Here is a 25,351-nt window from a genome sequence, read left to right as displayed (position 1 = left end):
GAATTCACCGTTGCGGACCGCGCTCGTGCGTGCGCGGTCAGTTCAAATTCACCGCCGTCAACGACTCACGATCTAAAAGATCGGGGCTTGCGAGAAGCGAGCCTGGGTTGACCAGGCTGAGCGCTGAGGAATTAGCGCTACGTTGTAAACAGGTAAAGACCGACGTTCGGATGCTCCACTCGGTCCGAACCACTCGAAGTCCTGATAGCAGACACGCCAGGAGTAGGCACGTAATGGATCAGGATATAATGCCGGTTTACAACATTGACGAGGGGAGACGGATCGCAAGATCCGCGTAACTAGGCCCGTAAGGGCAAATCTAGAAAGGAGTGCGGAAATGGTAGTCCTTGTCCTTGATCACAGCAAAAAACCTCTCATGCCGTGCTCCGAGAAACGAGCACGGCTTCTTCTATAACGTGGTCGGGCTCGCGTTCATTGTCTATTCCCGCTCACCATACGTCTCATCGACCGCAAGCAGGAAGATTCCATCCTGCAGCCACTCACCCTCAAGATCGACCCCGGTTCCAAGACAACGGGTATTGCCATCGTTCGCCAGTCGACCGCTACCATGGCCAAGGTAGTCCATCTGGCAGAGTTGCAGCACCGCGGCGATTTCCTTGTGTTTCAGAGTGTGCAGTCGGCGATTGTCAGGCTTGTGTGAGTAGAATCACCTACGGGGGATCATTGCCGATCAACCGATCCAGAAAGAATATTCCGAGAGGCATTTGGCCGAGGCACTAAACTGTCTTGTGGGTCTGCAACTGCGGTCACGGGTGGAATACGTTCTGGACGAAGGGGAACTGCCCCGAGTGCCATTTCTAGTGGGAAGTTACTGCGTGCCCGCAATGATGCGAAACGTCTGAGCAACAACGGAAGAACACAAAAGTATGCCGAAAGTCAACGAAACAGGTGAGGCGCCGAAGCGCCGCGCCGCCACGGCCGAGTCGATGGCGGCAAAACAGCGCGACATATCCGTCAGCGAATTTTTCGCGAAGAACAGGCACTTGCTTGGCTTCGATAATCCGAGAAAAGCTCTCCTGACCGCGGTGAAAGAGGCTGTCGACAATTCACTCGACGCTTGCGAAGAAGCGGGCATTGTTCCCGAGCTCTGGGTTCATATCGAAGCTACCGGCCCCAATCGGTACAAAGTTGGTGTTCAGGACAACGGGCCGGGCATTGTCAAAAAGCAGATTCCGCTCATCTTCGGAAGACTGCTCTATGGTTCGAAATTCCATAGACTGCGCATGAGTCGAGGGCAACAGGGAATCGGCATCAGCGCCGCGGGTATGTATGGGATGCTGACTACCGGCAAACCGGTAAAGATCGTTTCCATGACTTCGCCCAAGAAGCCGGCGCATTACTTCGAAATCCAGATCGATACGCGGCGGAACATGCCGGAAATTATCAATGGCAAAGGTAACGGCGAAGACATTCCAGCCGGTGAAGAAGGCCAAAGGTACATCACCAAACATAGTATTGAATGGGTATCTCACTACCCCATTCCGGATCAACAGCCTCATCGCAGCCGGGAAGTGCGCAGCGGCACGCGTGTCACGATCGAACTCGAAGGACGATACCAACGTGGGCGCGGAAGTGTGGACGAATATCTGGAACAGACAGCCATCGCCAATCCTCATATCACGATTCATTATGTCGATCCCGACAGCCGCGAGACCACGTTTTCGCGCTCCACAACTCAGCTTCCGCTTGAACCGGTAGAGATCAAGCCACACCCATATGGCATCGAACTCGGGCAGCTGGTCACGATGTTGAAGGACACCGCGGCACCGTCGATGGCACAGTTCCTGACGACCTCGTTTTCCCGCGTCAGTTCCGGAGTCGCACACCAAATCTGCGAAATTGCAAAGATCAGCACGCGCGCCAATCCCAAAAAGATCGGACGCCAGGAAGTCGACTCACTTTACAACGCGATTCAGGAAACGAAAATTAGTGCTCCCGCGACCGACTGCATCTCACCGATCGGTGAATCGCTAATTCTCAAGGGACTTCATCATCAGCTTCCCGGCGAGTTTTTCTGCGCTGCGACTCGTCCGCCCGCGGTGTATCGCGGGAACCCGTTTCTTATCGAGATCGGACTGGCCTATGGTGGCGCCAGTTCAACCCAGAAGGTTACGCTGGACGCATTGACCGAGCTGCTCAGTGAGAGTGATGCCCGGTCGCTGAAGCAATTTCTGCTGACGACGTTCGACGGTGTTGGCGCGACCGCTGCCGAAAAGATCCTGTCACAGGCGGGGATGGGAACGCGCCAATCGCCTGCGAAGCTCAAGAAAGAGGAAATTGAAAGACTTTTCGCCTCAATGAAAAACGTTAACCTGAGCGAAAATCAATCAATGCAGGTGCTGCGCTACGCGAACCGCGTTCCACTTCAGTTTCAGCCAGCGGCTTGCGCTATCACCCAGTCGGTTACCAAGACCAACTGGCGGGCCTACGGTTTATCTCAATCCCGCGGCCAATTGCCGGTCGGTCCAGTTACTGTTATGGTGCATGTCGCAAGCGTATGGGTGCCGTTTACCAGTGAATCGAAAGAAGCCGTCGCCTCCTATCCCGAAATCATGAAGGAGTTGCGGCTTGGTCTTCAGACCGTGGGAAGGAAACTGGCTATCTACCTCAATCGTCGTAAACAGGTACGGCAGGAAAGTGAACGTCGTGAGATTTTCCTGCGCTATCTTGGTGAGGTGGCACAGGCCGTTGCCACAATCAAGGACTACGGCGATCGCCCGAAAAAGGATCTATATGGCCGGCTGGTCGATGTTGCGAAGCGCAAGACATCTGTTGCAGATACACAACTGAACAACGAAAAGAAACAGCGTGAAAACGCTGCAGAGGAGTTTGGCGAGAATGTGCTGATCGTCAACTCGGAAGAAACTCCTGGCGAAACGGCATTGTCTGAACCAACTGCGAGCAATAATGGCTAACAAAACGAAATCTACTTCCGACAAACCCAATCGTTCGGCGAAAGACAGGAAAACTCTCGCTTCGATTCGCAATCTTGCAGATACCGTCATCCAGTCCGCTGAACGTGGACGGGCGCCGTACGTGGATATCCCGTCACGATCATTGTCGAATGTTCGGTTCAATAAATCGAAGCGCATCGTTGAGATGGGCAGCGGGACAAACCGGCGGGAATTATTCAATCTGGCTCAAGCCCGCAGCTACATGCAAACATTGCTGGTCGCTTCCGGATGCAAGCAACTGATCGATCAGGGAAAGACAACCAGCATCCGAGGTTTGTTCTACCTGCTAAAGCACACGATTGAAGGTGCGAGCGAAGAGACGTTCGATACCCAGGGTGAATGCGATCCCGTCATAGAGGACATCGAGGTTTCCCTGGATGCGATGCGCGAAGAGCTTCACCTGTACGCGAAAAACGCGGGGGCGATGGTTGGGCCGATCACTGTGGTAGATAGTGGCGACACGATCGACTGTTCCCGCATGGGCTCTGGCGGGTACAGCATTCCCTCGATCGTCGAACAGGACATCGTGCAGTTCAAAAAGAACACTGCAAAATTCATCCTGCATGTCGAGAAAGACACTGTTTGGCGGCGATTCAACGAGGATAAATTCTGGCGCAAGCACAACTGCATCCTGACACATGGTGGGGGTCAACCGCCCCGCGGTGTTCGCCGCATGCTGCACCGCCTTCATCACGAGTTGAACCTGCCAGTGTATTGCCTGCTGGATAACGACCCTTGGGGGTATTACATTTACAGCGTGATTAAACAGGGGTCCATCAATCTTGCCTACGAATCACGTCGTATGGCTATTCCCGATGCGCGTTTCCTTGGATTGCGCAGTCTGGATTATGGCCGCTGCCAGCTTAGCCCCAGCGTGCAAATCAAGTTGAACGAGCAAGACATTAAACGCGCACGGCAAATCGCCCAGTATCCCTGGTTCGTGAACAAAAAGCCCTGGCAAAAGGAAATCGAGCTGATGTTGAAGAACGGCTTCAAGCTCGAAGTGGAAGCTCTGATCAGCAAAGACATCAGCTATGTTACGGAAGAATACGTGCCGGCTCGGTTAAAGGAGGGAGAGTTCCTTGACTAGCTGGTGGATTAGGAGCTTCAGAATTACGGCGTCTTCGCATAAATCAAACGGCGCGAATGTACCCGTGCGCATATGCCTCCATACGGTGGGCCGACAGAACGTTGTCCAGATACTGGAGCGATCGATCGGATTGCCCAATTGATGGGCCGATTGGCCACGCTGCAAACATGGGCTTTGCAGCGATTGTATTACGCTCCAAAGATGGCAATGGTCTCAACTTGTCTCTAGACCGGCATTACTCAGAACTACGGATACCTCTACGAATTCATCGTGATCTGTACATGGATAAAGTTGTGGGCATGTTTTCTGGAGTAAGGCTCCGCGTAAGTAAGTTGAACTCGTTTGTCTTTAGCTTCAGAACGATCGCACGGCCCACTCGAGCATTTTGCTTTGAGGCAGTCCAGACTTTCTCAGCCAGTTTTCGGATTCGCTCCTCGGTCTCTTCAAGAGGAATGTCGCAAACTAGTTTTCGTTCTCAGGCATGAATATTGAATCCGCAAGAGTGAGTACTCCGACCATGAAGAATCGATATTCGTTAGGCTCATAAACTTTAGTAGCCTGATCACTGCCTGAGCATTGCGAAGAGCGGTTGATGATTCAAATCAGGCTCGTCACGGCACTTGGCGGCTTGATCGTGAACAAAGATCGCGAAAATGATAAAGAAAATAAGGCTGCTTATAATGAATTGCTTCGTGTCCCGGCTTATTCTCCATCTGACTTGCAGGGAACATTTACTTGTACAAATCAAAAAACTGCTTCGCAACCTGAGCGCAAAATGGGGACTCAAGTGCTCCGTGATACGAGTTGTTATATGTGACGGGGTCCAAGTGGCTAAATGCCTGCTGAATTTCGGGATCGACATCGACCAGAGTAACGTTGCTATCTCCGCGGCTCCTGAAGTAGTCGTACGCAGGCTTGGCATTGATTGAGAATTTGACCGTTGGGTCACCGGAACCACCGCACAACCTGGTCGGGACCTTGGGATCCCAACCGGGAAGCAGGTCCTGTTTCTTTGCAGCGACGATGGTGGTATTGTTCGGGTTAGTGGCGAGGTCACTTAAGAAAGATGCCTTGAACAGGGCCTGTTCGGCCTGGATGGGAGTACCTGAGGATAACATGCTGGTCAAGGTAGCAGCATCAACCGTGGCAGGAAACAGGTCAGCAATGTAGCCGTCATAGGGAGAATTGAATATGTCAGACGTGTTCTTATACACGTTTCCATACATTTTTTGCCACGCAGTGATCTGGAACGGAACGAATTGCTGGATGCCAAAGATCGGGTTCGCGACTCCGCTGATCAGCGCCGTCGAAACATAATACGGCCCTGCAAGGGGAGCGGACGCAACCAGATTAAATTCTTTCGAGTGTTCTGCTTCGATTGCGCGTTGAGTGGCCATTGCGGCATGCCCGCCCTGAGAATATCCCGACACCATCACTTTGCCGTTCAGCGTCAAAGCCAGGGACGAGGCAGCCAAGCGCGTTGCACGTATCGAGTCGATTACCGCACTGGCTTCCGTATCCGCGTGCATGTACGGGTGATAGGGATAATCGGACAAAGCATAGCCGAGATAATCGGTTGCAACCACTGCATAGCCCTGGGCCGCGAAGAAGTTCATCAGTATTTCCGCCGTAGGGTCGGTTGGATCGGCGTTCGTGTGAGACTTGTAAAGATTTGTACCTCTGGCAAAAGCGACCAGGGGAAATGGCCCGGGACAGTTGGTTCCGCTGGGAATCAGGACGGCCGCAGATGCATTGCTCAGTTCCCCCGGTTGCACTCCAATGGTCTGGTATTTGATCTGCGCAATAGTGACGGCACACTTCGCTAAGCCGGTCAATGGCTGCAAACCACTTCCGGCGGTGATAGCGTCAAGTTGCGCGGTGGTGAGTGTGGCGATTGAATTTGGTGCCGCTAGCAGCTGACCCCGGACGTTGCCGGTGTTGCCGCCACATGCGGTGAAGAGCAAACTGAGGACGACCGTCAACGCGTAGTTGCCATACTTCATGATGAGTCTCGATTCTTGTTCAGATCTTTATCCCCAGCCGTCCAAGCAAAGAATGAAAGTTACGCAGCTGTTGTTATCACTGAGCTAATCAATCCAAGTGAAGGCTTAAGTCGGTCGCCATATTCTGGACTTTCTCCTCTTACTTATTTCCAAATGGAGGAGGCGTAGCCGGCAGGTCGGCGGAGTTGATGCCTTCGCAAAGGTCATTGTCTATGTTCAGGTTGCCTTGACCATCGATCCTTACTCTCCAAATGCTGTCGTAATCGGTTCCCGGCCAATCGGGCACTGTCTGAGTACTTTGATAGCTGGCTAGCAGCGCATTTACGGTAATTGGGATGTGAGCGCTCTCCCACCCGAGCAGGATTGTTCGGTTGGAGAAGGTCCCGCTGGTAAAGAAATAGTCGCTGGCATTGGTGGCTAACTGCGGCGGATTCTGGGCCAGGAAGGGCACTTTGGCCGCTACCTTATATGGCAAATTGTTGGCGATGGCGTACGGGAGCACAGTCATTGCCGGCCTGACATAGGAAGAAGTGGCATTGCCACCAGAGGGCGGGAGGCCAACTGACGGATCTACGGCATAAACGGCGTCGGGATGGATCTTGTCTTTCAAAGCCGAGGGAAGAGACAGGGCGCGCCACTGGCCCGCTCCCACAAAATTCCCGTCATCCCATGCGGGTATCGGATGCGCGTCGGCGTGACGCACAATATAAACTGTCTCGTTGGTATTGATTCCCGCCGGAATCACGGCGCCACCGCTGCCGCCGGTTACTGAGATGTGAATAGTTTTTGGCGGCTTGCAGGGATTGTCTGTCTTTATCGGCAACTCCGGATACTTCGATGGCGGATTCAGATTGCCGTTGTAGGTAACCAGAGTGGCTTTGCCTGCCGGTGTGATCGAAATTGCATAAACATAGTTAGGACCAGCGTAATCCGATGGGATATGTAGGTGATAACCTTCGAGGCTGCTGATATTGGCCATCAAAGCGTGGACGGTTTCCCATGGCGCCGAGAAGACATAGTATCCCGGAACCTTGGCCTTGATGATTCCGTCCACCAAAGATTCGTTTCCATCGTTGACATCATTGAAATCAAGTCCTTGGCAAGCCGGGCAAGGGAGAACGGGCGCCGCAACTCCGGTAGCTGGCACCGATGCGGGCGAATAGGACGCATAGATCGGGAAGCTGTTTCCCACAACAGTAGAGGTGCTTCCCGTTGGCAGGCTGATCTGATTCAGCATGGCGAACTGCTGAACCGTCTGCAAGGCTGCCATGTCAGGATATTCATTCGCAGTCTGTAAATGGGTCATTGGCTGAAGAGCGTAGATGCCGGTGACATTGTTGCCGCCCAGCACGCTCTCCTTGAGGAACGGCCCCATGAGCAGCGAGCGCTGTAGTCCCTTGCTCGTGAGGTTGGCTGTGGTCGGATCCACATCCCCGGGAGCGTGATGCGCCATGTCCTCGCTTGATACGAAAATCAGGTTGACGTTGCCTGTGCTCAGCGGCTGCGATGTGGAGCCAAGACATCCTGTAAGCAGCGTGGACGCAAGGGCAAAAGGTAACAAGAGAAGGCACAGAACAGCCGTTTTCATTTTTCCTCCACGGGAGAGGCCCGAAATAGAAGCTATCGGCGTTTTTCATAAGAAACGATGGAAAGGATAGCGACCTGAAATAACGCCATCCACCTGGTTTGAATTACTGTGCATGGTAAGCGTCTATCCGATCCATCACATTCTGCTCAAGATTGCGATAAAAGAAGTTGTAGTCGTAGTTGTGGAACATTGGCAGCACATTGTACGGAGGCGCTAAATTCGCTCGATTAGCAGGGACCGGCAAGGCCGAGGGGTCGATAACCAGGCCGCCATTGTTGCTTTGGGCTCCTGTGTAGTTAGCAATTGCGTAAGTGTAGGCGCCGTTATCCGGATTCGGCGCGAAGGGGACGGGAGGATTCGATCCCAATTGTCCTCGATAAAACAGCGCTCCCAAATTTGCAGTAGCCGAGGCAGGCGGCGATTCGATCAGGCCGGGACCGCTTGTGACCCAAGTTAGCGGATTGACGCTGTAGGCATTCGCCTCCACCACTCCGTACTTGACCGACCCTGGAGCCTGGCTCCAGTCTCCCGCATATGCCTGTGTGTTGTAGGTAACGATACAGCCTGTGGTTCTAGTGACAGGGGCGCCGCATATGCCGACCTGATACAACGAAGCCGGGTAGTTGTTGAGATCGTCGGCCGTGACCGACCAGCCGATTACATAGGCTGCTACCAATAACTTTCTCAATGCAGGATCGGAAAACTTGTTCTCTAGCAGCATGAGCAACAGATTTGAACCTTGGCTGTGGCCGGCCAATATGAATGGACGCGGGTTGCCGCTCGAATCCTTGTTGAAGTGGGCCATGTAGTAGTCGAAGGCATTGGCAACATCCGTATACGCCACATACAACGCTTCGTTGGCTGCAGATGCGTTCTGAGGAGTTGTGGAGAAGAGTACGGCGTTCAGAACATCGATACCCGATGCTTGCTGAAAATAGGGCACATAAAGGTTCGTGCCTGCCTTGGCGAAGACACCTGTCTTAGAGGTAACTTGCGCCGTAATTGCCGTGTCATTGCGCGCTTGCGTCAGTGACTGATTCCATGCAGGCGTCCATGTGGGCCCCAAAGTGCCCGACGGCGCACTATAAGTCGTCGGATAGACGAAGAAAACATCGATTCCATGTGAGGGATTGGGGAGCGTTTCCCAACTCTGCGCTTGAGAATAATCGGTGGAAGCGACAGGTACCGGCAGTGCTGCGCCGCCTCCACATCCGAGCAGGAGCGGCAGGAGGACAATAGATAATGCCCACGAGATCAAATACATAAAACACAGTCGTGAGCGGTCGATATGGGGATCTATTACCTTTCTGTAACTAGGTCTATGGTTGTTCATTTACTGCGATCCATGACGCTGGATTTCTTGCTGCTTTCGATATCGGCACAATGAGACGATTGCGCTAGAGGTTACGCGGAAAGCGGTCAGAACCGATTGAATTCAAAAGACAATTTCTCGAACAATTTTGGGAAACTCCTTGGGAACGCAAATTTGGATGCACGAGCACCAATGGGACAATCACGACTATTGCTCGATCTGCGGTACGGACGGGCGAGCGTCATGGTACGACGCATTACGGTCCGTTCTCTACCTAATTCGCTACCTCCGACCGAAAGGCCACTGCATCCATATCGAACACGGCTGCAGTGATTCCCCTCTGATCAACAAAGCACATAGCGATGCAAGCGGTACTCGCATGAAATACAAACGTGTTCCCGTTACGGCAATTGTGAGGCGGTTTGCACACCGATTTTTCTTGCACATTAACACTCGCGGAGTTCGCAATGACTGAGTCTTTCAAGCCGATCACGGACGACTGGTTGAATGAAATCGGTTTCCGAAGATCTCAGGTAGACCTTCAATCCAGTAAACAGTGGCTCCTGTGGCTGGGAGGCGCTGTGGGGCATTTGTCTGGAGCGAGAGCTCGTGGCTCGAAGCTTGTAAGTAACTTATACAGATACTATATGTCTCTGAAATCTGGAAGGTCAGTTGTTTTTTGTGTTTGTGGACTATGCATCAATATTCTCCCTCCGCGCCAGATCAGACTTTCGCGATATTGATTGAAATGAATATTGGCCGGTTATCGTACTGAAATCAACAACTCAGGAGCCCGAGACTTCTGCAGATTGCTGGACACTGGCCGGCTTTTTCGGGATCTATCCACCCTCGCTGAGCGTATTGGCGATTGGACGATCAATGAGAAAGAAGCAGAATCAACGCTGTTTTCTCAATGCACTTGACTCTTGAGAGTGAGCGTCACATTCGGGTCGTCTACACTTAAGGTGCACTCATTTCTGCTGAATTGAGTTCTGCTTGCCGGTTGCGGCTTTCATCAGCGCCGGAAGAATGACCTTCGCCATGATCGTGTTCGGAGGAGTGGATTCAGCGTTGTAACCGCCCCCGGTGAACACTGCGACCAAATCGTACTGGGGCACGAGATAGATCTTCTGGCCACCATTACCCTGCGCGGCAAATACATACGAATGTATTTCACCGGCCGAAGAATTAACGTTGAGCCATGGATGCCACCAGAAATATCCGTAGCTCACATTGTCTACTAGGCTGTGCTCGGCCAACGATGTGCGCACCCAGGTTTCCGAGATCACCTGCCGTCCTTGCCATCGCCCGCCGTTCAAATAGAGAATTCCGAACTTGAGCATATCGCGGGGCCGCAGGTGGATCTGAGAGAACTCTTTGTTTGCATTCGTCAGATCATAGTTCCACTTCCAATCGGAGCGCGAAACGCCCAACGGGCCGAAGAGATTGATCTGTGCAAACTCGGGAAGCTTCATGTGGACGGCATTTTCAATCAGCCGCCCCACAACCGCTACGCCGCCCGAGCAATAGTAGGCTTTTGTTCCAGGTGAGTTGATCAACGGGAGATCGAGAGTAGCCTTTACCCAATCGGGCTTATCATCAAGAACCGTCTCCCGGCCTCGAGAGGTCGAGCTATGGTCGTTGCAGTCCAGTCCTGAACTCATGGAGAGCAAATCGTCGAGCGTGATTGCGGCTTTGCGCGGATCAGGATTCTCATAGACGGAGTAGCTCATTTGCGGTAGGACTGGTTCCTGGACTCCGGCAATCGCACCACGATCGATTGCGATTCCAGTGAGTGCTGAGACGATCGACTTGGTCGCCGACCGAAGCTGGTGGGTCCGCTGTGCGTTGTAACCATAGAAGTACTCTTCGAGCACCAGCTTTCCATGTTGATACAGCAAGACGCCGTGGACGTCCCTGTAAGTACCGGAGAGAACTCCGCGCACAATTGAGTTCGCTGTCGTAATTCCGAGATCCGATTCGCCAATATCGCCAACCGCGATTCCGTCGTGTAAATCGATGGGCAGACGGTAATGATAATCGGCGGCAAAAATCTCCCCCTTCGTTCGAGGGCGGGCCAGCGCAGCGGCTTCCGTCGTGATTGTAGAGGATACACGAGGGTGAAAATCACCATCTTGTCGGTAGCCAGTTACCACCCTTTTTGCATCACGAGGAAAAGAAACTATCTGGCCGGTGACGGTGGTGAACTCATCGACGCCGTGCGGGTGAAGGGGATATTTGGCTTCGTCGACGACGGCGAAAAGCGTATCGTCGGCGATTATTTCAATCGTGTGACCTGGAGCATCCGCATAAGTACCCACGTAATCAGTCAGCGGTCTTCTAAAATTGTCCTGCGCGCACAGGTGGCCTAGAGATGCAATGAGTAAGCCCGAAATGCACGTGTACAAGAGACGCAGCCTAGAGTTACAAAGTGGAGCCGACATATATAACCTCGCGGGAGTGCGGATGGCATAGCAATAGGTGTACCTACTTGGTTGAAAGAGCTGAATCGTTCCTGACGTTAAGGGGTAACTTCTGCGCCTACTCCGAATCTCGTGACCCGCCAAACCGAATCTGAATCTGCATCGATGCCTCCAGTACGATAACCGGCCAATATTCATTTCAATCAATATCGCGAAAGTCTGATCTGGCGCGGACGACAGGCGCGTTGTATTATTTCCCAGCCGGATTTCTTATCCTTTCTGCAATGTACTCTATTTGGATCAATCTGATACGAACATGCTCGTTGCGGCATTGCATTGTCGATCTAAAACTGGATCGCTTTCCTTTACGCCCAGGCATCGAGCCGAGCGGGCTTGCGCCTGCTGGCGGAATAGCGCAATAATCTCGAGCGAAAGGGCCAACCATGACAAAGGAATTCCGGCCTGCAAGCGGGAAAGTCCAGATTGTGTCGGCAGTACCCGACAGCCTGCTGAAGATTCCTTATCTTCATCGATACTGGCTCCGTTCTATGAGTGGGGGGCTAGGACCTGTCCAGGATGATGGTGAATGGGATCTGGACAACACTCTGCTTTCTGGTCTTGGTCTCAATCTGCTTGAGACCGCTCGCTTCCTCCATTTCCTTCCACGCCCGAGTTTCGACGAATTCGAGCAATGGGTTCTTGAAGTCAATGGCGGTTCCTTTGACGAGATGCAACTCTCACGATTGCGTGATGCTCTGAGCGGCATTCCCGTAGGTTCTGCAGTTGGTGATCTCGAGGGCGTACCCGGTCTGACAACGGAAGAGCTGACGTTCTGGGATGAGCGCGGTTATGTGGTCGTTCATGACGCCGTTGGGTCCGCAGACTGCGACGCAGCGGCGGCGGCGATTTATGAATTTTTAGGCGCTAATGCCGCAAATCCGGATACTTGGTACGGCGATAAATACGGAAGAAGTATCTGGGTGCCTTTGCTGCGGCATCCATCATTCGTTGCAAACCGCAAGTCGAGGCGGCTGGTGAAGGCCTTCGCACAACTGTGGGGCCGCGAGGATCTTTGGCCGACGATAGACCAGGGAGGGTTCAATCCACCGGAACGCCAGGGATGGCGTTTCCCGGGTCCTTATCTGCACTGGGACATGACGCTAGCGCCGCCGCATTGCTTCGGAATCCAAGGTATCCTCTATCTGACAGACACGCCAGCGGAGCAAGGCGCTTTCACCTGTATTCCTGGATTCCACCGCAAGCTCGAAACCTGGTTGAAAGAATTGCCTCCTGGGGAAGATCCAAGGCAGGCGATCTTCCGCGAGCCGGACTTGACACCAATTGCAGGTAGGGCTGGAGACCTTGTGCTCTGGCATCAGGCATTGCCGCACGGCAGTAGTCCGAATCGTGGCAGGTTACCGCGCGTCGTTCAATACATTACCTTACTTCCGACACGCTGGCACTACACGTCCGAGTGGAGTTGAAAGGCCGGAATTCAATCCAGGCCTTCTCGAAATCAGATAGGCCGCCGGGCGATACGCCTTCTAATACCCTTGCGAAGTTACTCGCGATAGCGTATCGAATCCACGCTCAACAGAGGCAGGACAAGAACAAGATCTACTCGGTTCATGAGCCTGAAGTGGAATGCATCGCTAAGGGCAAGGCCGGCAAGCAATACAGATTTGGGAACAAGGTCAGTGTTGCGGTAAGCAGTCTCGGCGGATAGTTCGTCGGTGCGAAGAGCTTTACTGGAAATCCCTATGACGGTCACACGCTGGCCGAACAGCTAAAGCAAGCGACACTTCGATTCAATGTGTAAAGCGCAAATGAACCGCTGAAGCTACGGAAGCTCTGCAGAAGGATGGTCTGTTGAACTCAGAGACTCCTTTGAGGAAGTAAGGAAAGATTCTGATTTAAGTAGCGACGCGACTTCGGCGAGCATTTGCGGAGGAGGCAGTGGTTTCGCCAAAACCTCGAAAGCATATCCCTCTTTCCGTGCTGCCTCAAGCAAATCATTGGTATCTGCATTGCCGGAAAATAACAGGACTCGACAGTCTGGGTAAGATTTTCTAATGATTTTTGCCATCGCGATACCGTCCATACCAGGCATGATCACATCCGAAACGACGAGTGCGGGCCGATAGGCCGCGATGAATGCTAAGGCTTCTTCAGCGCTGTGCACAGCACTTGCACTGTAGCCAGAACACTGAAAAATGGCTATAAGGGTACGGGCAAGTGCGGGTTCGTCATCGACCACGAGAATCGTTGTGTGCATCTTAGCCAATCTCCCTGCCCTTTTCAGGCGGCTTGCGCATTCTGCTCCGCTATCGGGAATACGATTGAGAATACCGTCCCTCTACCGAGCTTACTTCGAACCTGAATTGTTGCCCCGTGTTTTTCGGCGATCTGTTTCGTGACCCAGAGGCCGAGGCCGGTGCCGACAACTTCTTTGGTCGTAAAAAACGGTTCAAAAATCTTTTCTAAACGCTCTGGAGCGATGCCTGTACCCGTATCTGCAATCGTTAAGCGTACTAATCTCGTTCCATTTCGCCCAATGGAGCGAGATAAGCGAAGTTGAATTCTCCCGCCGCTCGAGATTGCGTCCATGCTGTTTGACAGCAAGTTAGACACAATCTGTTGAATCTCGCCGCCAAATGACCTGATATGCCCGAGGTCTTCTTTGTAGCGTTTTTCGACGGCGATTTCTCTTGAATTAAATCTCGCGGTATACAGCTTCAAGATGCTGTCAACGCTCTCGCGCAAGTCGATGAGCTTTGGCATTTTGCTCTCGCGATTGAAGGCCAATGTCTGAGTTGATATGTGTGTGACTCTCTCGAGTTCCTGGACCGCCAGATTCAAGTAGGACTTCCCGTTCGGTGAAATCTCGGAGTCGTTCAGCGCAAGGTAAAGGGCATGACCTATCGTTTCCAGGGGATTGTTGATCTCGTGGGCGATTGTGGATGCCATGCGGCCAACCGAGGCCAATTTTTCACTGCGCAATAATGCTTCTTCCGCACGCCTAAGTTCCGTGATATCAGTCATGCTAATCACACAGCCGACAATACCGGAGGAAGCTTTGATTGCTGAGGTGGAGAGGAGCAACGGAATCCGATGTTCGGGGCTGCGGACGAGACTCACTGCCTGGGCTCGCAGCGTAGAGGCGCGTAGTGCTTGAGAAATCGAGAACGGTTTTCGCGGACCATTCGCTTCATTGTCCAACTCCAACGGCAACGCGTTCTCGAAGATCTGAAACATCGGATTAAAGCCGCAAAGATTCTCCAGCGCCTCGTTGGCGCTGATAATTTTCCCAGTTTCATCGCACACCGCAATGGCTTCGGCGGCGCTGTCTAGAATAGAGGTGGCGAGTCTTCCAGAGGCGATGAGTTCATCGGTCTTCTTGTTTTCCGTAAGGTCAGTGACAACCATGCATATCGCGGTGTGCGTGTTCATTGCACGAAGCGAAACATAGACTGGAATGCAGTTGCCCGCGGCAGCCTGAAAATCTAATTCGGCGCTGCTTGGCTCTCCTGCTCGAGCTTTCGCAAATAGAGCTTCGAACTTGTGTATAGCTTCCTCGGCGACCAGTTCCCTCACTTTGCTGCCGATGATTTGCTCCAGCGGAATTCCCAGGAGGTCAGCAAGGCGTTGATTGCAATAGAGCACCATGCCATTGTTGCCGACGGTAGCGGCGCCCTCATTCATCGCCTCCACCAGAGCGCGGTAGGCGTACTCGGCGCCCTGAAGGGTGAAGACTTGATCTCCTTCCGGTCCGGATACCACCACCGCGTCAACGTCACCTGCCTTAATGGCGCGGATGACATCCTCCGCTTCGGCGAGTCGGGCCCGAAGATTTTCGTTCTCGCGCAGAAGTTCTTCATTCGATTTGGAGACGAACTGTGCCATGGCTAGCCCCGGTCCTTCAGATTCAGAGCAATTACAATACGTTCGGAGCTAGACATGTCGCCGACGAATCTTTGCGGTGGGAACGGCAGCTCCTTAATCAGTGTTGGGACCGCAATTATCTGCGCGGCCTTCGTTGCCGCTGGCTGTTGATAAACATCGATGACTTCCAACTTGTAGTGACCAGGGAGGTAGAGATCTCCTATACGTCGCACATTTTCGATCGCCAGAGTGGATCGAGCAGAGGCTCCTGAGACATAGAGTCGAAAGAGGTAGACCGGCTGTGCCAAGCTTGCAACCAGCTTTTCGAATTCTCGCAATGTTTGGCCCATGTCCTCATCGAGGGCATGTCCATCTTCTTCATTCGAAGTGGTACTCATGAGGCCCCCATTTGGGCTGACGCCGTCGAAGACAATTCGAGCCCTACGAGAACTCGTTCTTCATTCGCGAGATCGCCAAGGATCTTTTTCACCGGCGGAGGTAATTGCCTGACAAGGGTCGGCACGGCGACGATTTGGTCGGCCCTGGCAAGCGCAGGGTTTTCCGATAGGTCAACTACTTCGATCTCGTAGAGACCTTTCAGATGGGTTTCGCAAATACGCTTTAGGTTAGCGAAAGCTGCTATGGATTTGGGCGTCTGTCCCGCGACATATAACCGTAACCGCCACTTATCCTGCTGCTCTCGTGCACGGGTTTGGTCAGTTTTTTCGTCCACCGGCGCCTCCACGACTTAAATCTGCGCTTTGGTAATTTGTTCCTCGGATGGTGGAGTTTAACCCTCTCATATAGTTTGCGCCAAGGTGAATCCCATTGTTAGTCAGTAAGAAATCCCGCATCTCGCGGGAATGGGCCATGCCTCGGGCCTTCAAGACGTAGAGAGCGCAGCTTCGGCGACCTTCGTCTTCCACATCGCGCAGCAATAACCAGACGTCCATAATCGACGATACATTTTCGTCGGTACTTTCTAGCCGCCCGCCAGCGGTGGTTAAGTTGGTGAACATTGCAGTGATGTGTTGCAGCTTCAGAAAATCTACCAACCGCGTCAGCATCGATTTAACCGCGCCATTTTCACCGTTGATGAAGGTTGTAATCGGGTCCATAGCCACAACCTTCGGATTTACCCTCTTGATGATTTGATGCATGGATGCAAGATGGGCTTCGAGTCCCAAGCTACTAGGCCGAACCGTGTGAAGGTGCAACAGCCCTTTTTCAATCTGGGGCCGCAGGTCTAGCCCGATGGAGGACAGGTTTCGAATGACCTGGTCTGCGGATTCTTCAAAGCCGAAATACAGCGCCTTTTCTCCCCGTTCGCAAGCTGCCATCAGAAACGTCATCGCCAAGCTAGACTTGCCTGTCCCGGCCGTACCAGATAAGAGGATACTGCTGCCGCGGTAAAAGCCTTTGCCGTCAATCATTTCGTCCAGTTCGACAACTCCTGAAGAAATGCGTTCCGTTGGAGCCGTGTGGGTGAGACCAATTGAGGTGACAGGCAAAACCGAAATTCCGCGTTCGCCCATTAGGAATGGATATTCATCCGTACCGTGCAGCGTGCCGCGATATTTCACAATCCGCATACGGCGTGTTGAAAGCTGCTCTGTGACGCGGTGATCGAGGAGAATCACACAGTCAGCTACATATTCTTCCAGACCATAGCGAGTTAGTAGACCTTCGCCACGCTCGCCGGTCACGATGGCCGTCAAGCCCCTATCCTTCAGCCAGCGAAAGAGACGGCGGAGTTCACTGCGAATAATCGAGTGGTTCTTTAGTCCCGCGAAAAGGACTTCGATGGTATCGAGGACCACGCGCTTCGCCTGGATTGTGTCGACTGCGTTGCCGAGTCGAATGAAGAGCCCCTCAAGATCGTATTCGCCAGTTTCCTCGATTTCGCTGCGTTCGATGAAAACGTGATCTATCGCGAGTTTGCCGTCGGCCTGCAACTGCTCTAGATCATAGCCAAAAGATGAGACGTTTTGAGTGAGATCTTTCTCGGTCTCTTCAAACGCCATGAAGACGCCTGCTTCGTCGTGATCCAGAATGCCGTGGACGAGAAATTCCATTCCAAGAACTGTTTTACCTGAGCCCGCACTACCACACACCAATGTGGTTCGGCCTGTGGGCAGTCCACCGTTCGTGATCTCGTCGAGACCTTCAAGGCCGGTTGGGGTTTTGCGGAGAGCATTCTTACTCTGGTTCGGATCCATGGCGTGTCCTTAGTTAGGTGCGAAATCGACCACCATAAAGTACTTCAGGATAAGACAATTCCCCCCGCCGCGTAAGGGACTTGAGATGATATTTATATGTGGAATTGCCCTGCAATATATGTGATGTGGGACACGATGGCACGATAGCTGAGGGCTAGACCTTTTGAGGCAGAGGGTGGGTCTCACAATTGTGAGAAATGTCTGAACGCAATTTGTACGCAGCTTAGGATTGCAGGTTTTGGAATTGTGGCCTTTACACGATCCAGGCATTTTTAGAGTCAATAATCAATAAGTTGAGCGTTTTCGCCTTCGAGTGGTGGGTTTATCTCTCGCCGCCTCCACCAAAGATAAGTTAGTCGTCACTGAAAAACCTGTAAAAGCCGCATAAAACCAGATGGGAAGAGGGAATAGGTGGTCTAGAATTTCCCAGAAGGCGTTCGAATCGAAGCACTTTCTGGGGAAAATGATGCGGCCGAAACAGGAATCGAAGCAGCCACAGCGGGAGTTGTTTCAGATCGATTTGGAGCAGTTGATCGACATGAACCATCCACTGGTTCGTCTTGGTCTTTGCATTGACTGGTCGTCGTTCGAGCAGACATTGGGTAGCACCTATGATCCCAGTCAGGGGGCTCCAGGTATCTCGACACGATTGATGGTGGCACTGCATTACCTGAAGTACCAACTGGATTTGAGCGATGAAGATGTGGTCGCAGCCTGGGTAGAAAATCCTTACTGGCAACACTTCAGCGGCATGCGCTATTTTCAACATTCGATGCCGATTGATCCGTCGAGCATGACGCGCTGGCGCAAGCGGTTGGGCGATGCTGGAGCCGAGCAGATGCTACGCGCCACCATTGAAGCAGGCATGGCGATGCGTGTGATTCGACGTTCGGAGTTGAAGCGCATTAACGTGGACACAACCGTGCAGACCAAAGCCATCCGTTTCCCGACCGATGCGAGGCTCTATCAACGCATGCGCGAGCGACTGGTGAAAGCGGCACGGGCAGAAGGCTTGACCATCAAGCAAAGTTACGAGCATGTCGGTCGCCGCCTGTTGATGCAGTCCAGTCGCTATGCTCATGCTCGGCAGATGAAACGCGCACGCGCCTGTACGCGCAAGCTGAAGACGCAATTGGGACGCATCGTTCGGGAGATCGAACGCCAGATCGATACCCCTTCTAATCCCCTTGCGAAGTTACTCGCGACAGCGCATCGAATCCACGCTCAACAGAGGCAGGACAAGAACAAGATCTACTCAGTTCATGAGCCTGAAGTGGAATGCATCGCTAAGGGCAAGGCCGGCAAGCAATACGAATTTGGGAACAAGGTCAGCGTTGCGGTAAGCAGTCTGGGCGGATGGTTCGTCGGTGCGAAGAGCTTTACTGGAAATCCCTATGACGGTCACACGCTGGCCGAACAGCTAAAGCAAGTCGATAGCATGGTTGGCAACAAAGTAAGCCAAGTGCATGTCGACATGGGATACCGAGGCCACAACTACGATGGAGCTATCGCGGTGCATGTCGACAAGCGGCAAAGAGGCAAAACGCGACGAGCGTTATGGCGCTGGATGAAACGCCGAGCCGCAGTCGAGCCGAGCATCGGACACTTGAAGAGCGAACACCGGTTGGAGCGCAACCGGCTGAAGAGCGCTGACGGAAATACGATCAACGCTATCCTGGCAGCCGCCGCAATGAACTTCCATAAGCTCCTCGGAGCTTTTTGGCGCATTTTCCTCCCCAGCCTGATCAGCTTCTGGAGCGCCTCGCAACTCCGGCAACCTCCGGATGCCTTCTCTTTCCGGCCTCAATATGCCTGAAAGTACTTTTTCAGGATCGACTAAGTTATTGAAAGAAAATGTCCCAGAGCTGGGGCCTAAGTTTTCTGTATCAAATCTACGCTTATTGAGTTGCCGATTTTTGCCTGAACAAAGACTGAATTTGAAACGCTCACCGGGCATTCGACGAACCGGGGGTAGTGGAAGACAATGAGGACTGGACAGGCTCCCTTCTTTAATCGAGTTACAGTCACCGCTTCAGGTGGCATGCCGATCAGCCAGCAAAACGGAAACGAAGTTTGCGTTGGCGTCCATACTGGAAAACGTATCTGCGCATGAGGATCTTTCAAAACTCAAACCGTCGACCGCGAATTAAAGGCATATACCACCTTGAAATACTGTTGTAGATCGCTACAGAGGTCAAACCTATCTGATGCGCAGAGCGGCCGAGGACGAGGATGGGATTGAGAAGCTGCCTGTAACGCCGGGGCCCATCCTTCCCGCGCGCGAACAACTCGGAGACTTGCTGATGGAGCAGGGCGACCTCAGTGCGGCATCGAAGGCGTTCGAGTTCGCGTTGGTGAATGCCCCCGGCCGGCGAGGAGAATCGGAATGCATCGGAACGAATCCCAGCACCCGCAGCGAACAGCTTATCTGCTCCTCAAGTGTCACCGAGTTAACAGTAATGTGATCTAGCTAGGAAAGGGAACTTTAGGCGCCAGGCAGAATGTGGCATGCCATGACTTCTGTTTGTCTTGAAACACCGGCCATGATTTCGGTCCGCAACAACATCTCAAAATGCCGGGTCGGGCCTGCGGGAGGGATCCCACAGTTCTGCAAAGCGCGCGAAATCCGTTGCGGATCTGTTACAAAATCGCCGGCGGCTGAGGTTCCTTCGCCATTCGCGCCGGCAAGGAGAAGGACCTGCCCGTTCTGATCCGGATTTTGAATGAAAGCGATGATCGCGAAGGTGTAGCCGGTGCCGCCTCCGTTTGCGCTCGGAATGTATGCTTCGCGCTCTGGGGGACGAGCGTGAAGATTGCGAATGAACTCCGAGCCTAACTGGTGATCGAAGACGAATCTAAAATTCAATTTGTCTGCGAAGAGGGAAAACCACGGGTCGGATCGCGGGCTGCCCAAGAAGATGAAATTATCGTTGTTGCTCAAAAACGATAACTGAAAGCTACGAGCGTCCTGTACCGCCAGTTTCTTAGAAAAGGCCTGAGCTATTTGAGCGACCTTCGCGGTGGTGGGAGGGTCTGGAGCAGCTGCGGAAGTTTCTCCCGATAAGAGGATTTTGCAGAAGCGGGTCTGTTCCGGTGTGAGTTTATCCGGCTCTGGAATGTAACGATGATTCGCGTAATCAGAGAGAGAAAGATCGGTTTTGGTGATTCCCTGAACCGCGTCAATCGAGGGATCGCTTGTGATCAGGCGCGTGGAGGAGGAGGGACTAAACAGCACTGACCACGGAAGATCATAAGAAGTCGCAGCAGACGACACATGTCGATTGAGCAAATGGATCGACCACATAAGCATCGCCGCAAGGGCAAGAATCCCTGCATAGCGCCAGACCGCCCAACTTTTCTTCGAAGCAACAGCCGGAGGCAGGGCCTCGACGGGCTCGGGGGGAGTTGTCTTAGGACTTGGTTCCTCCGCGATAACTTCTGCGGCCAAGGTGTCTGGTTTCGGAGGAGGCTCAAGCGAGCTTTCCGATACAGCCTCGAGCTGGCATTTCCGACTAATGCGGGGAACGTAAGACCCCGATGGCAGTTCGATACGGAAGGCACGCTCTGTTCCAAACCAACCATAGTGCTGGAGCAGGCGCTTGCGCACGTCGGAAGCTGTTACACGTACGATTGCGTCCTCACCTGTGTCGTATGAAGGCGGACGATTGAAGAACTCGACGCCAATCAGCCGTTCTTTCAGCTGATCGAAGTTGCCGGCAATCGCCTGTTCCACGACAAATTCAAGGAACTGGCCGCTACGATGACTTCCCTTGAAGGCGGGACCTTCGACAATCTCTTTCAGGATCTGTCGTAGCGTCGCGACGTCCTCTGGGGATTCGAAGATCTTAGAAGTCTCCGAGTCCTCTGGGACTGTTGGATTTCTGGATCGCATCTGCCTCAACTATGGTCGCCCTTCGCGGCACAGAGAATTTTACACGAACCAACCAAACCAGGCCCCTCACGGCCCTTACATGTTTGTAATGAATGATTTCAGGCGAGATGGGCCATACGGCGCGGGTTCAAGCCCCACAGTTGATCCAGCCTCTTGTTTGGTCGCTATCGACCCATGAATGTCGATGGCGCAACGTATCTACCGTTTCGCTAAAGCAGAACAGATAAATATTTTATAAATCAATACTATACGGTGACGTTAGCGTTTTTCCTAACCTTGAAATTGAGGACTGGCCAAGAGCAACAATCGAAACGTTTACAGAATTTGGCTGTACGGGCTGCGTCGAGTCAGACACGATCCCCGCGCAAACCGAACCCGAATATGGTTTCGGGGAGCGCCCCTGAGAGAGGGGAGGGAAAGTTGAACGCAGCAAAGAGGCTGGAAAATATTCCGCTCGGCCGACACGCGTCCAGGAGTTGAAGGAGACGTGGAGCGCTTCGCGGGAGGACCCCTTCTTCAGTTGTGCGGGGGGACCAGCAGTCTTGGCAGCCTGAATAGGCAAGTCCTGCTAAACATTTTCGGAGGATTTTCAGTGAATATCGCATATTTACATCAACGATTGGGGCCCCTTCCATGCCCTCAGGAAGAATCTGTTTCTGACGGTCTACAGCGCACGCTGCGGCTGTTCATTTTGTTGGTTTCCGTTTGCCTGTCCTCTTTTCCGGCATTTGCCCAGGGGGCGAGCGCGAGCATCAGCGGTATCATTTCGGACTCCACCGGGGCGGTATTGCCGGGTGTGACGGTGACGGCGCAAAACACCGACACCATGTTGAAACAAACCACGGTCAGCTCGTCTTCGGGGCTATACTCGCTCGCGTCGCTTCCACCGGGAAATTACAGCATTACGGCGGCCCCGCAAGGATTTGCGAGCTATACAGTGTTAAGGACCTTAACGGTAGGCGAGGCAGCCTCTTTGAACATTGCGTTGAAGGTGGGGGCGGCTGCACAGAGCATTACTGTGAATGAGGGGCAGGTTCTGATCAACACCACCAACGCAGAGATCAGCAATGTCATCGGCCAAAAGGAGATCACGCAACTGCCGTTGAACGGACGCGATCCGGCAAGCCTGATCTTTTTATCGCCCGGCGTGCAAAACGTGCTGAACCAGCAGGGCGTGGGCACGCTGCCGACGAGCAATACATTCCTGACTGAAGTGGGCGGCTCGGGCAATGGCCTGCAGCAGGGAAGCACGTTTGCCATGCTGGACGGCATCCCGAACATGGATACCTACGACGGGCTGATGCAGCCGTTTCCCAATCCGGATGCGACGCACGCGTTCCAGGCGATCACGGATAACTATAGTGCGCAATTTGGATATTCGCCGGCGGCCGTAATCAATATTGAAACCAACAGAGGAACCAACAGTATCCACGGCAACGTATTCGAGTTTATCCGCAATAACGATCTGAATGCCTCGAACTGGTTCAGCGGCGCGGTCGACCAACTCAAACAGAATCAATTCGGCGGCTCCATAGGCGCCCCGATCATCAAAAACAAGCTTTTCGTCTTCGCCAGCTATCAGGGGACGAGAGCGAGTCAGGCGTCGGAGACTCAAACGTCCTATACGCCCACGGCTGCTATGTTGCGGGGTGATTTTAGTGCTCTGCCGATTACGCTCAACGCACCGTTTGCCACCGTAAATGGCGTGAAGAACCAGATCGATCCATCCCTGTTTAGTCCTGCGGCGGTAAAGATGACTCAGGAGACTCTGCCCCTCGGGCAGGTTGCGTCGAGCGGTCTCGTAACGTTCAAAGGACCGAAAGTCCAAAATGTGACCGAGGAAGGTTTGCTGCGCCTGGACTACACGATGTCCGACAAGATGCGCTTTTTCCTCCGTAGCTTCATCTCCGAATACGATGACCCGGGAGGACAGATAAAGGGGAACATCCTGGCGGGCGTGACTGGCCAACGAGGGTGGTTCTATAACGAAGAGGTTAGCAACACTTGGCTGCCAACACCGAGCTTGGTCAATACGGTGAATGTCGCATGGACCTACCTGAACGTGTGGGACGGAAGCCAAGCCCTGACTAAGTCGGGCACGCCATTTTGTCTTTCAGAGATCATCAATGTCAGCGATGCGCCAGGATGCTACCTGCAAGCGGCCAATGGGAATTTCGGGGTTCACGGTGGGGTACCGAACGAGAATCCCAGAACTACATGGTGGCTCTCCGATGATGCGATCAAGACGTTTGGGTCGCACACAATCAAGTTTGGCGGTAACTTTGCGCATCAGTATTCGAACAATCTGACTACTTGGCCCGCTGCGGCGGCCATCAATTTCAGCGGCCAATTCACGGGCTATGCGAACGCCGATTTCCTCCTGGGCAAAGCGAGTAGTCTTTTCCAGGGCGCAGCACAGTACACACAGATGGTCGGCGTTCAGTTCGCGCTTTATGCGGAGGATCAATATCGCCTGAATAAAAAGGTGACCCTGACTGCCGGCCTGCGCTGGGATCCTGACTGGGCGCCTACCGCGGTCAACGGCGGCGTGGGCTTTGTGCCCGGACAGCAAAGCCAGCGCTATCCCACGGCGCCGGTCGGCGCCATCTATCCTGGAGACAAGGGACTGAACTCCACGCTGCGCCAATCGAGCAACGCGTACTTCGAGCCGCGCGTCTCTGTGGCATTCGCAGCCACGCCGAAAACGGTGTTTCGTGCAGGACTCGGCTTGTTCGATGCGCCCATGTTCTGGGCTTTCTACAACCACACGACCGGCATAGCGCCTACCGACCCTTCGTACAATTTGTCGGCTACGGCGGACAGCCCCATTTCCTTTGCGAATCCGTGGGCGTCGTTTCAGGCTACGGGCGGCAAGGATCCCTTCACGCCACAAACACTCTTACCGCAACCGAATTTGCCAGCGAGCAAGGCGATTTTCCTGAAGCCGATGTCAATCGGAGCAGTCTTCGCACCCGGCTTCAAGTTGCCTGTCACGCAGACGTGGAACGCCTCGATTGAAGAGCAACTGACGCAAGCTGTGGCGCTGCATCTGGCGTATATTGGCAGCCAGACGTATCACCAGTCCACGATTGTGGATCTCAACCCCGGCATCTTCGCAAATGGCAGCCAGCGGACCACGTATCCGGACTTCTCGAACATCACTGAAATGAAGGATGAAGGGACATCTTCCTACAACGCTTTGCAACTCGGTGCGACGGTGCGTGATTACCACGGTCTCACGGTGGATTCGCACTTTGCATGGTCTAAGGCATTGGCTCTGAGTGATTCCGGGAATACAGCCTGGCATGGCGGACTCGGTGATCCATTCTCCGCTCCAGCTGACAAAAACTGGAACTATGGCGTGGCGGGCACGAACATTCCGCTGGCCTGGGTAACATCGGCGATCTACACGAGCCCGAGCCTGAAGGGACATAGCTCTCTGCTGAAGACCGCCGGCGGGTCCTGGGAAATCAGCGGAATCGGGACAATGCAGTCTGGCTATCCGTTTTCGATCTGGGGTGGTAACGGCGGCGATAGCTCGGGATCGTTGCAGTGGGGTGATCGCGCCGACTCCGTGTCCGGACAGTCGTTCGGCGTGCACCAGGGATCGAAGGCGCAGTGGCTTACGCATTATTTCAACGCCGCGGCCTTTGCGCCCAATAAGCCTGGAACGTTCGGCAGTACGGGTAAGAACATACTCAAGGGGCCGGGCATGAATACGTGGGACATCTCCCTGATGAAGAACTTCAAGGTCGTCGAGGAGAGATATAACCTCCAGTTCCGCTGGGAGATGTTCAATGCTTTTAATCACCCCAATTTCGGCATGCCCAACAATACAGTGACCGATCCGAACTTCGGACAGATCACTTCTATGGGTCCTGTTGCGCCTCGCGTCATGCAGGGAGCACTGAAGTTGTCGTTTTAACCTGCGGTCGGACTCACTGGCGTCCGCGCATACACATCCGTT

17 protein-coding genes and 2 pseudogenes are annotated in these 25,351 nt (G+C 53.3%); 8 read left to right on the top strand and 11 right to left on the bottom strand.

Annotated elements, in window-relative coordinates; all coding sequences use genetic code 11:
• Positions 1 to 337 precede the first annotated feature (337 nt).
• From AC6I7T_RS01025 to AC6I7T_RS01015, 3 genes and pseudogenes are all read left to right on the top strand, one after another.
• Positions 338 to 610: pseudogene (locus AC6I7T_RS01025) on the top strand (RRXRR domain-containing protein); the annotation flags it as partial.
• Positions 611 to 887: 277 nt separating this feature from the next.
• Positions 888 to 2,936: a DNA topoisomerase VI subunit B gene (locus AC6I7T_RS01020; RefSeq protein WP_497787892.1), complete on the top strand. Its 2,049-nt coding sequence runs from the start codon at positions 888 to 890 to the stop codon at positions 2,934 to 2,936.
• On the top strand, positions 2,929 to 4,065 hold the full coding sequence (locus AC6I7T_RS01015; protein ID WP_497787891.1) for a DNA topoisomerase IV subunit A: 1,137 nt from the start codon (positions 2,929 to 2,931) through the stop codon (positions 4,063 to 4,065). Before AC6I7T_RS01020 ends, AC6I7T_RS01015 begins: the two co-directional genes overlap by 8 nt.
• Positions 4,066 to 4,330: 265 nt before the next feature.
• Here AC6I7T_RS01015 and AC6I7T_RS01010 read toward each other — a convergent pair whose 3' ends face one another.
• The 5 genes from AC6I7T_RS01010 to AC6I7T_RS00990 form a co-directional block, all read right to left on the bottom strand.
• Entirely contained in the window at positions 4,331 to 4,519 is a 189-nt protein-coding gene (locus AC6I7T_RS01010) for a DinB/UmuC family translesion DNA polymerase (RefSeq protein ID WP_497788333.1), read from the bottom strand.
• Positions 4,520 to 4,796: 277 nt separating this feature from the next.
• Positions 4,797 to 6,068: a lipase family protein gene (locus tag AC6I7T_RS01005; protein ID WP_497787890.1), complete on the bottom strand. Its 1,272-nt coding sequence runs from the start codon at positions 6,066 to 6,068 to the stop codon at positions 4,797 to 4,799.
• Positions 6,069 to 6,207: 139 nt separating this feature from the next.
• Complete coding sequence (locus AC6I7T_RS01000; RefSeq protein ID WP_497787889.1) at positions 6,208 to 7,656, bottom strand: hypothetical protein; 1,449 nt, start codon at positions 7,654 to 7,656, stop codon at positions 6,208 to 6,210.
• Positions 7,657 to 7,759: 103 nt separating this feature from the next.
• Positions 7,760 to 8,989, bottom strand: coding sequence for a DUF3089 domain-containing protein (locus AC6I7T_RS00995; RefSeq protein ID WP_497787888.1), 1,230 nt, complete (start codon positions 8,987 to 8,989; stop codon positions 7,760 to 7,762).
• A 950-nt stretch (positions 8,990 to 9,939) separates the two neighbouring features.
• A complete protein-coding gene (locus tag AC6I7T_RS00990) occupies positions 9,940 to 11,289 on the bottom strand; it encodes a serine hydrolase domain-containing protein (protein ID WP_497787886.1) in 1,350 nt (449 codons plus the stop codon).
• A 545-nt stretch (positions 11,290 to 11,834) separates the two neighbouring features.
• Between AC6I7T_RS00990 and AC6I7T_RS00985 the strand changes: the two genes are divergently transcribed.
• Positions 11,835 to 12,875 (top strand): phytanoyl-CoA dioxygenase family protein, encoded by a 1,041-nt coding sequence (locus AC6I7T_RS00985; RefSeq protein WP_497787885.1) that lies wholly within the window; start codon positions 11,835 to 11,837, stop codon positions 12,873 to 12,875.
• Positions 12,876 to 12,961: 86 nt separating this feature from the next.
• Positions 12,962 to 13,189, top strand: a pseudogene (locus AC6I7T_RS00980) (IS5/IS1182 family transposase); the annotation flags it as partial.
• Positions 13,190 to 13,231: 42 nt separating this feature from the next.
• On the opposite strand, the gene AC6I7T_RS00975 reads toward AC6I7T_RS00980, so the two are convergent.
• Genes AC6I7T_RS00975 through kaiC form a run of 5 tightly spaced genes read right to left on the bottom strand, consistent with a single transcriptional unit; the run spans position 13,232 to position 17,492 of the window.
• Positions 13,232 to 13,666 carry a response regulator gene (locus tag AC6I7T_RS00975; protein ID WP_497787884.1) on the bottom strand — a complete coding sequence of 145 codons (435 nt, stop codon included), beginning with the start codon at positions 13,664 to 13,666 and terminating at the stop codon, positions 13,232 to 13,234.
• Between the two features lie 23 nt (positions 13,667 to 13,689).
• The gene (locus AC6I7T_RS00970) at positions 13,690 to 15,294 is read right to left on the bottom strand and encodes a PAS domain S-box protein (RefSeq protein WP_497787883.1); all 1,605 of its coding nucleotides are present in this window, start codon (positions 15,292 to 15,294) and stop codon (positions 13,690 to 13,692) included.
• 2 nt (positions 15,295 to 15,296) lie between these two features.
• On the bottom strand, positions 15,297 to 15,671 hold the full coding sequence (locus AC6I7T_RS00965; protein ID WP_497787882.1) for a circadian clock KaiB family protein: 375 nt from the start codon (positions 15,669 to 15,671) through the stop codon (positions 15,297 to 15,299).
• Positions 15,668 to 16,006, bottom strand: coding sequence for a circadian clock KaiB family protein (locus tag AC6I7T_RS00960; RefSeq protein WP_497787881.1), 339 nt, complete (start codon positions 16,004 to 16,006; stop codon positions 15,668 to 15,670). The genes AC6I7T_RS00965 and AC6I7T_RS00960 overlap by 4 nt, the downstream gene beginning before the upstream one ends.
• A complete protein-coding gene (gene kaiC, locus AC6I7T_RS00955) occupies positions 15,990 to 17,492 on the bottom strand; it encodes a circadian clock protein KaiC (RefSeq protein WP_497787880.1) in 1,503 nt (500 codons plus the stop codon). The genes AC6I7T_RS00960 and kaiC overlap by 17 nt, the downstream gene beginning before the upstream one ends.
• Before the next feature lie 466 nt (positions 17,493 to 17,958).
• On the opposite strand from kaiC, the gene AC6I7T_RS00950 reads away from it, so the two are divergent.
• Positions 17,959 to 19,308: an IS5 family transposase gene (locus AC6I7T_RS00950; RefSeq protein ID WP_497788332.1), complete on the top strand. Its 1,350-nt coding sequence runs from the start codon at positions 17,959 to 17,961 to the stop codon at positions 19,306 to 19,308.
• Positions 19,309 to 19,699: 391 nt separating this feature from the next.
• Positions 19,700 to 19,957 (top strand): hypothetical protein, encoded by a 258-nt coding sequence (locus AC6I7T_RS00945; RefSeq protein ID WP_497787878.1) that lies wholly within the window; start codon positions 19,700 to 19,702, stop codon positions 19,955 to 19,957.
• A gap of 20 nt (positions 19,958 to 19,977) precedes the next feature.
• Here AC6I7T_RS00945 and AC6I7T_RS00940 read toward each other — a convergent pair whose 3' ends face one another.
• Complete coding sequence (locus tag AC6I7T_RS00940) at positions 19,978 to 21,384, bottom strand: hypothetical protein (protein WP_497787877.1); 1,407 nt, start codon at positions 21,382 to 21,384, stop codon at positions 19,978 to 19,980.
• Positions 21,385 to 21,976: 592 nt separating this feature from the next.
• Between AC6I7T_RS00940 and AC6I7T_RS00935 the strand changes: the two genes are divergently transcribed.
• Complete coding sequence (locus AC6I7T_RS00935) at positions 21,977 to 25,309, top strand: TonB-dependent receptor (RefSeq protein WP_497787875.1); 3,333 nt, start codon at positions 21,977 to 21,979, stop codon at positions 25,307 to 25,309.
• The last annotated feature ends 42 nt before the right edge of the window (positions 25,310 to 25,351 follow it).

Source organism: Humiphilus diazotrophicus (assembly GCF_059726315.1).
Note: the sequence above shows the minus strand (reverse complement) of the source record. Positions and strands in the feature narration are given on the sequence as shown.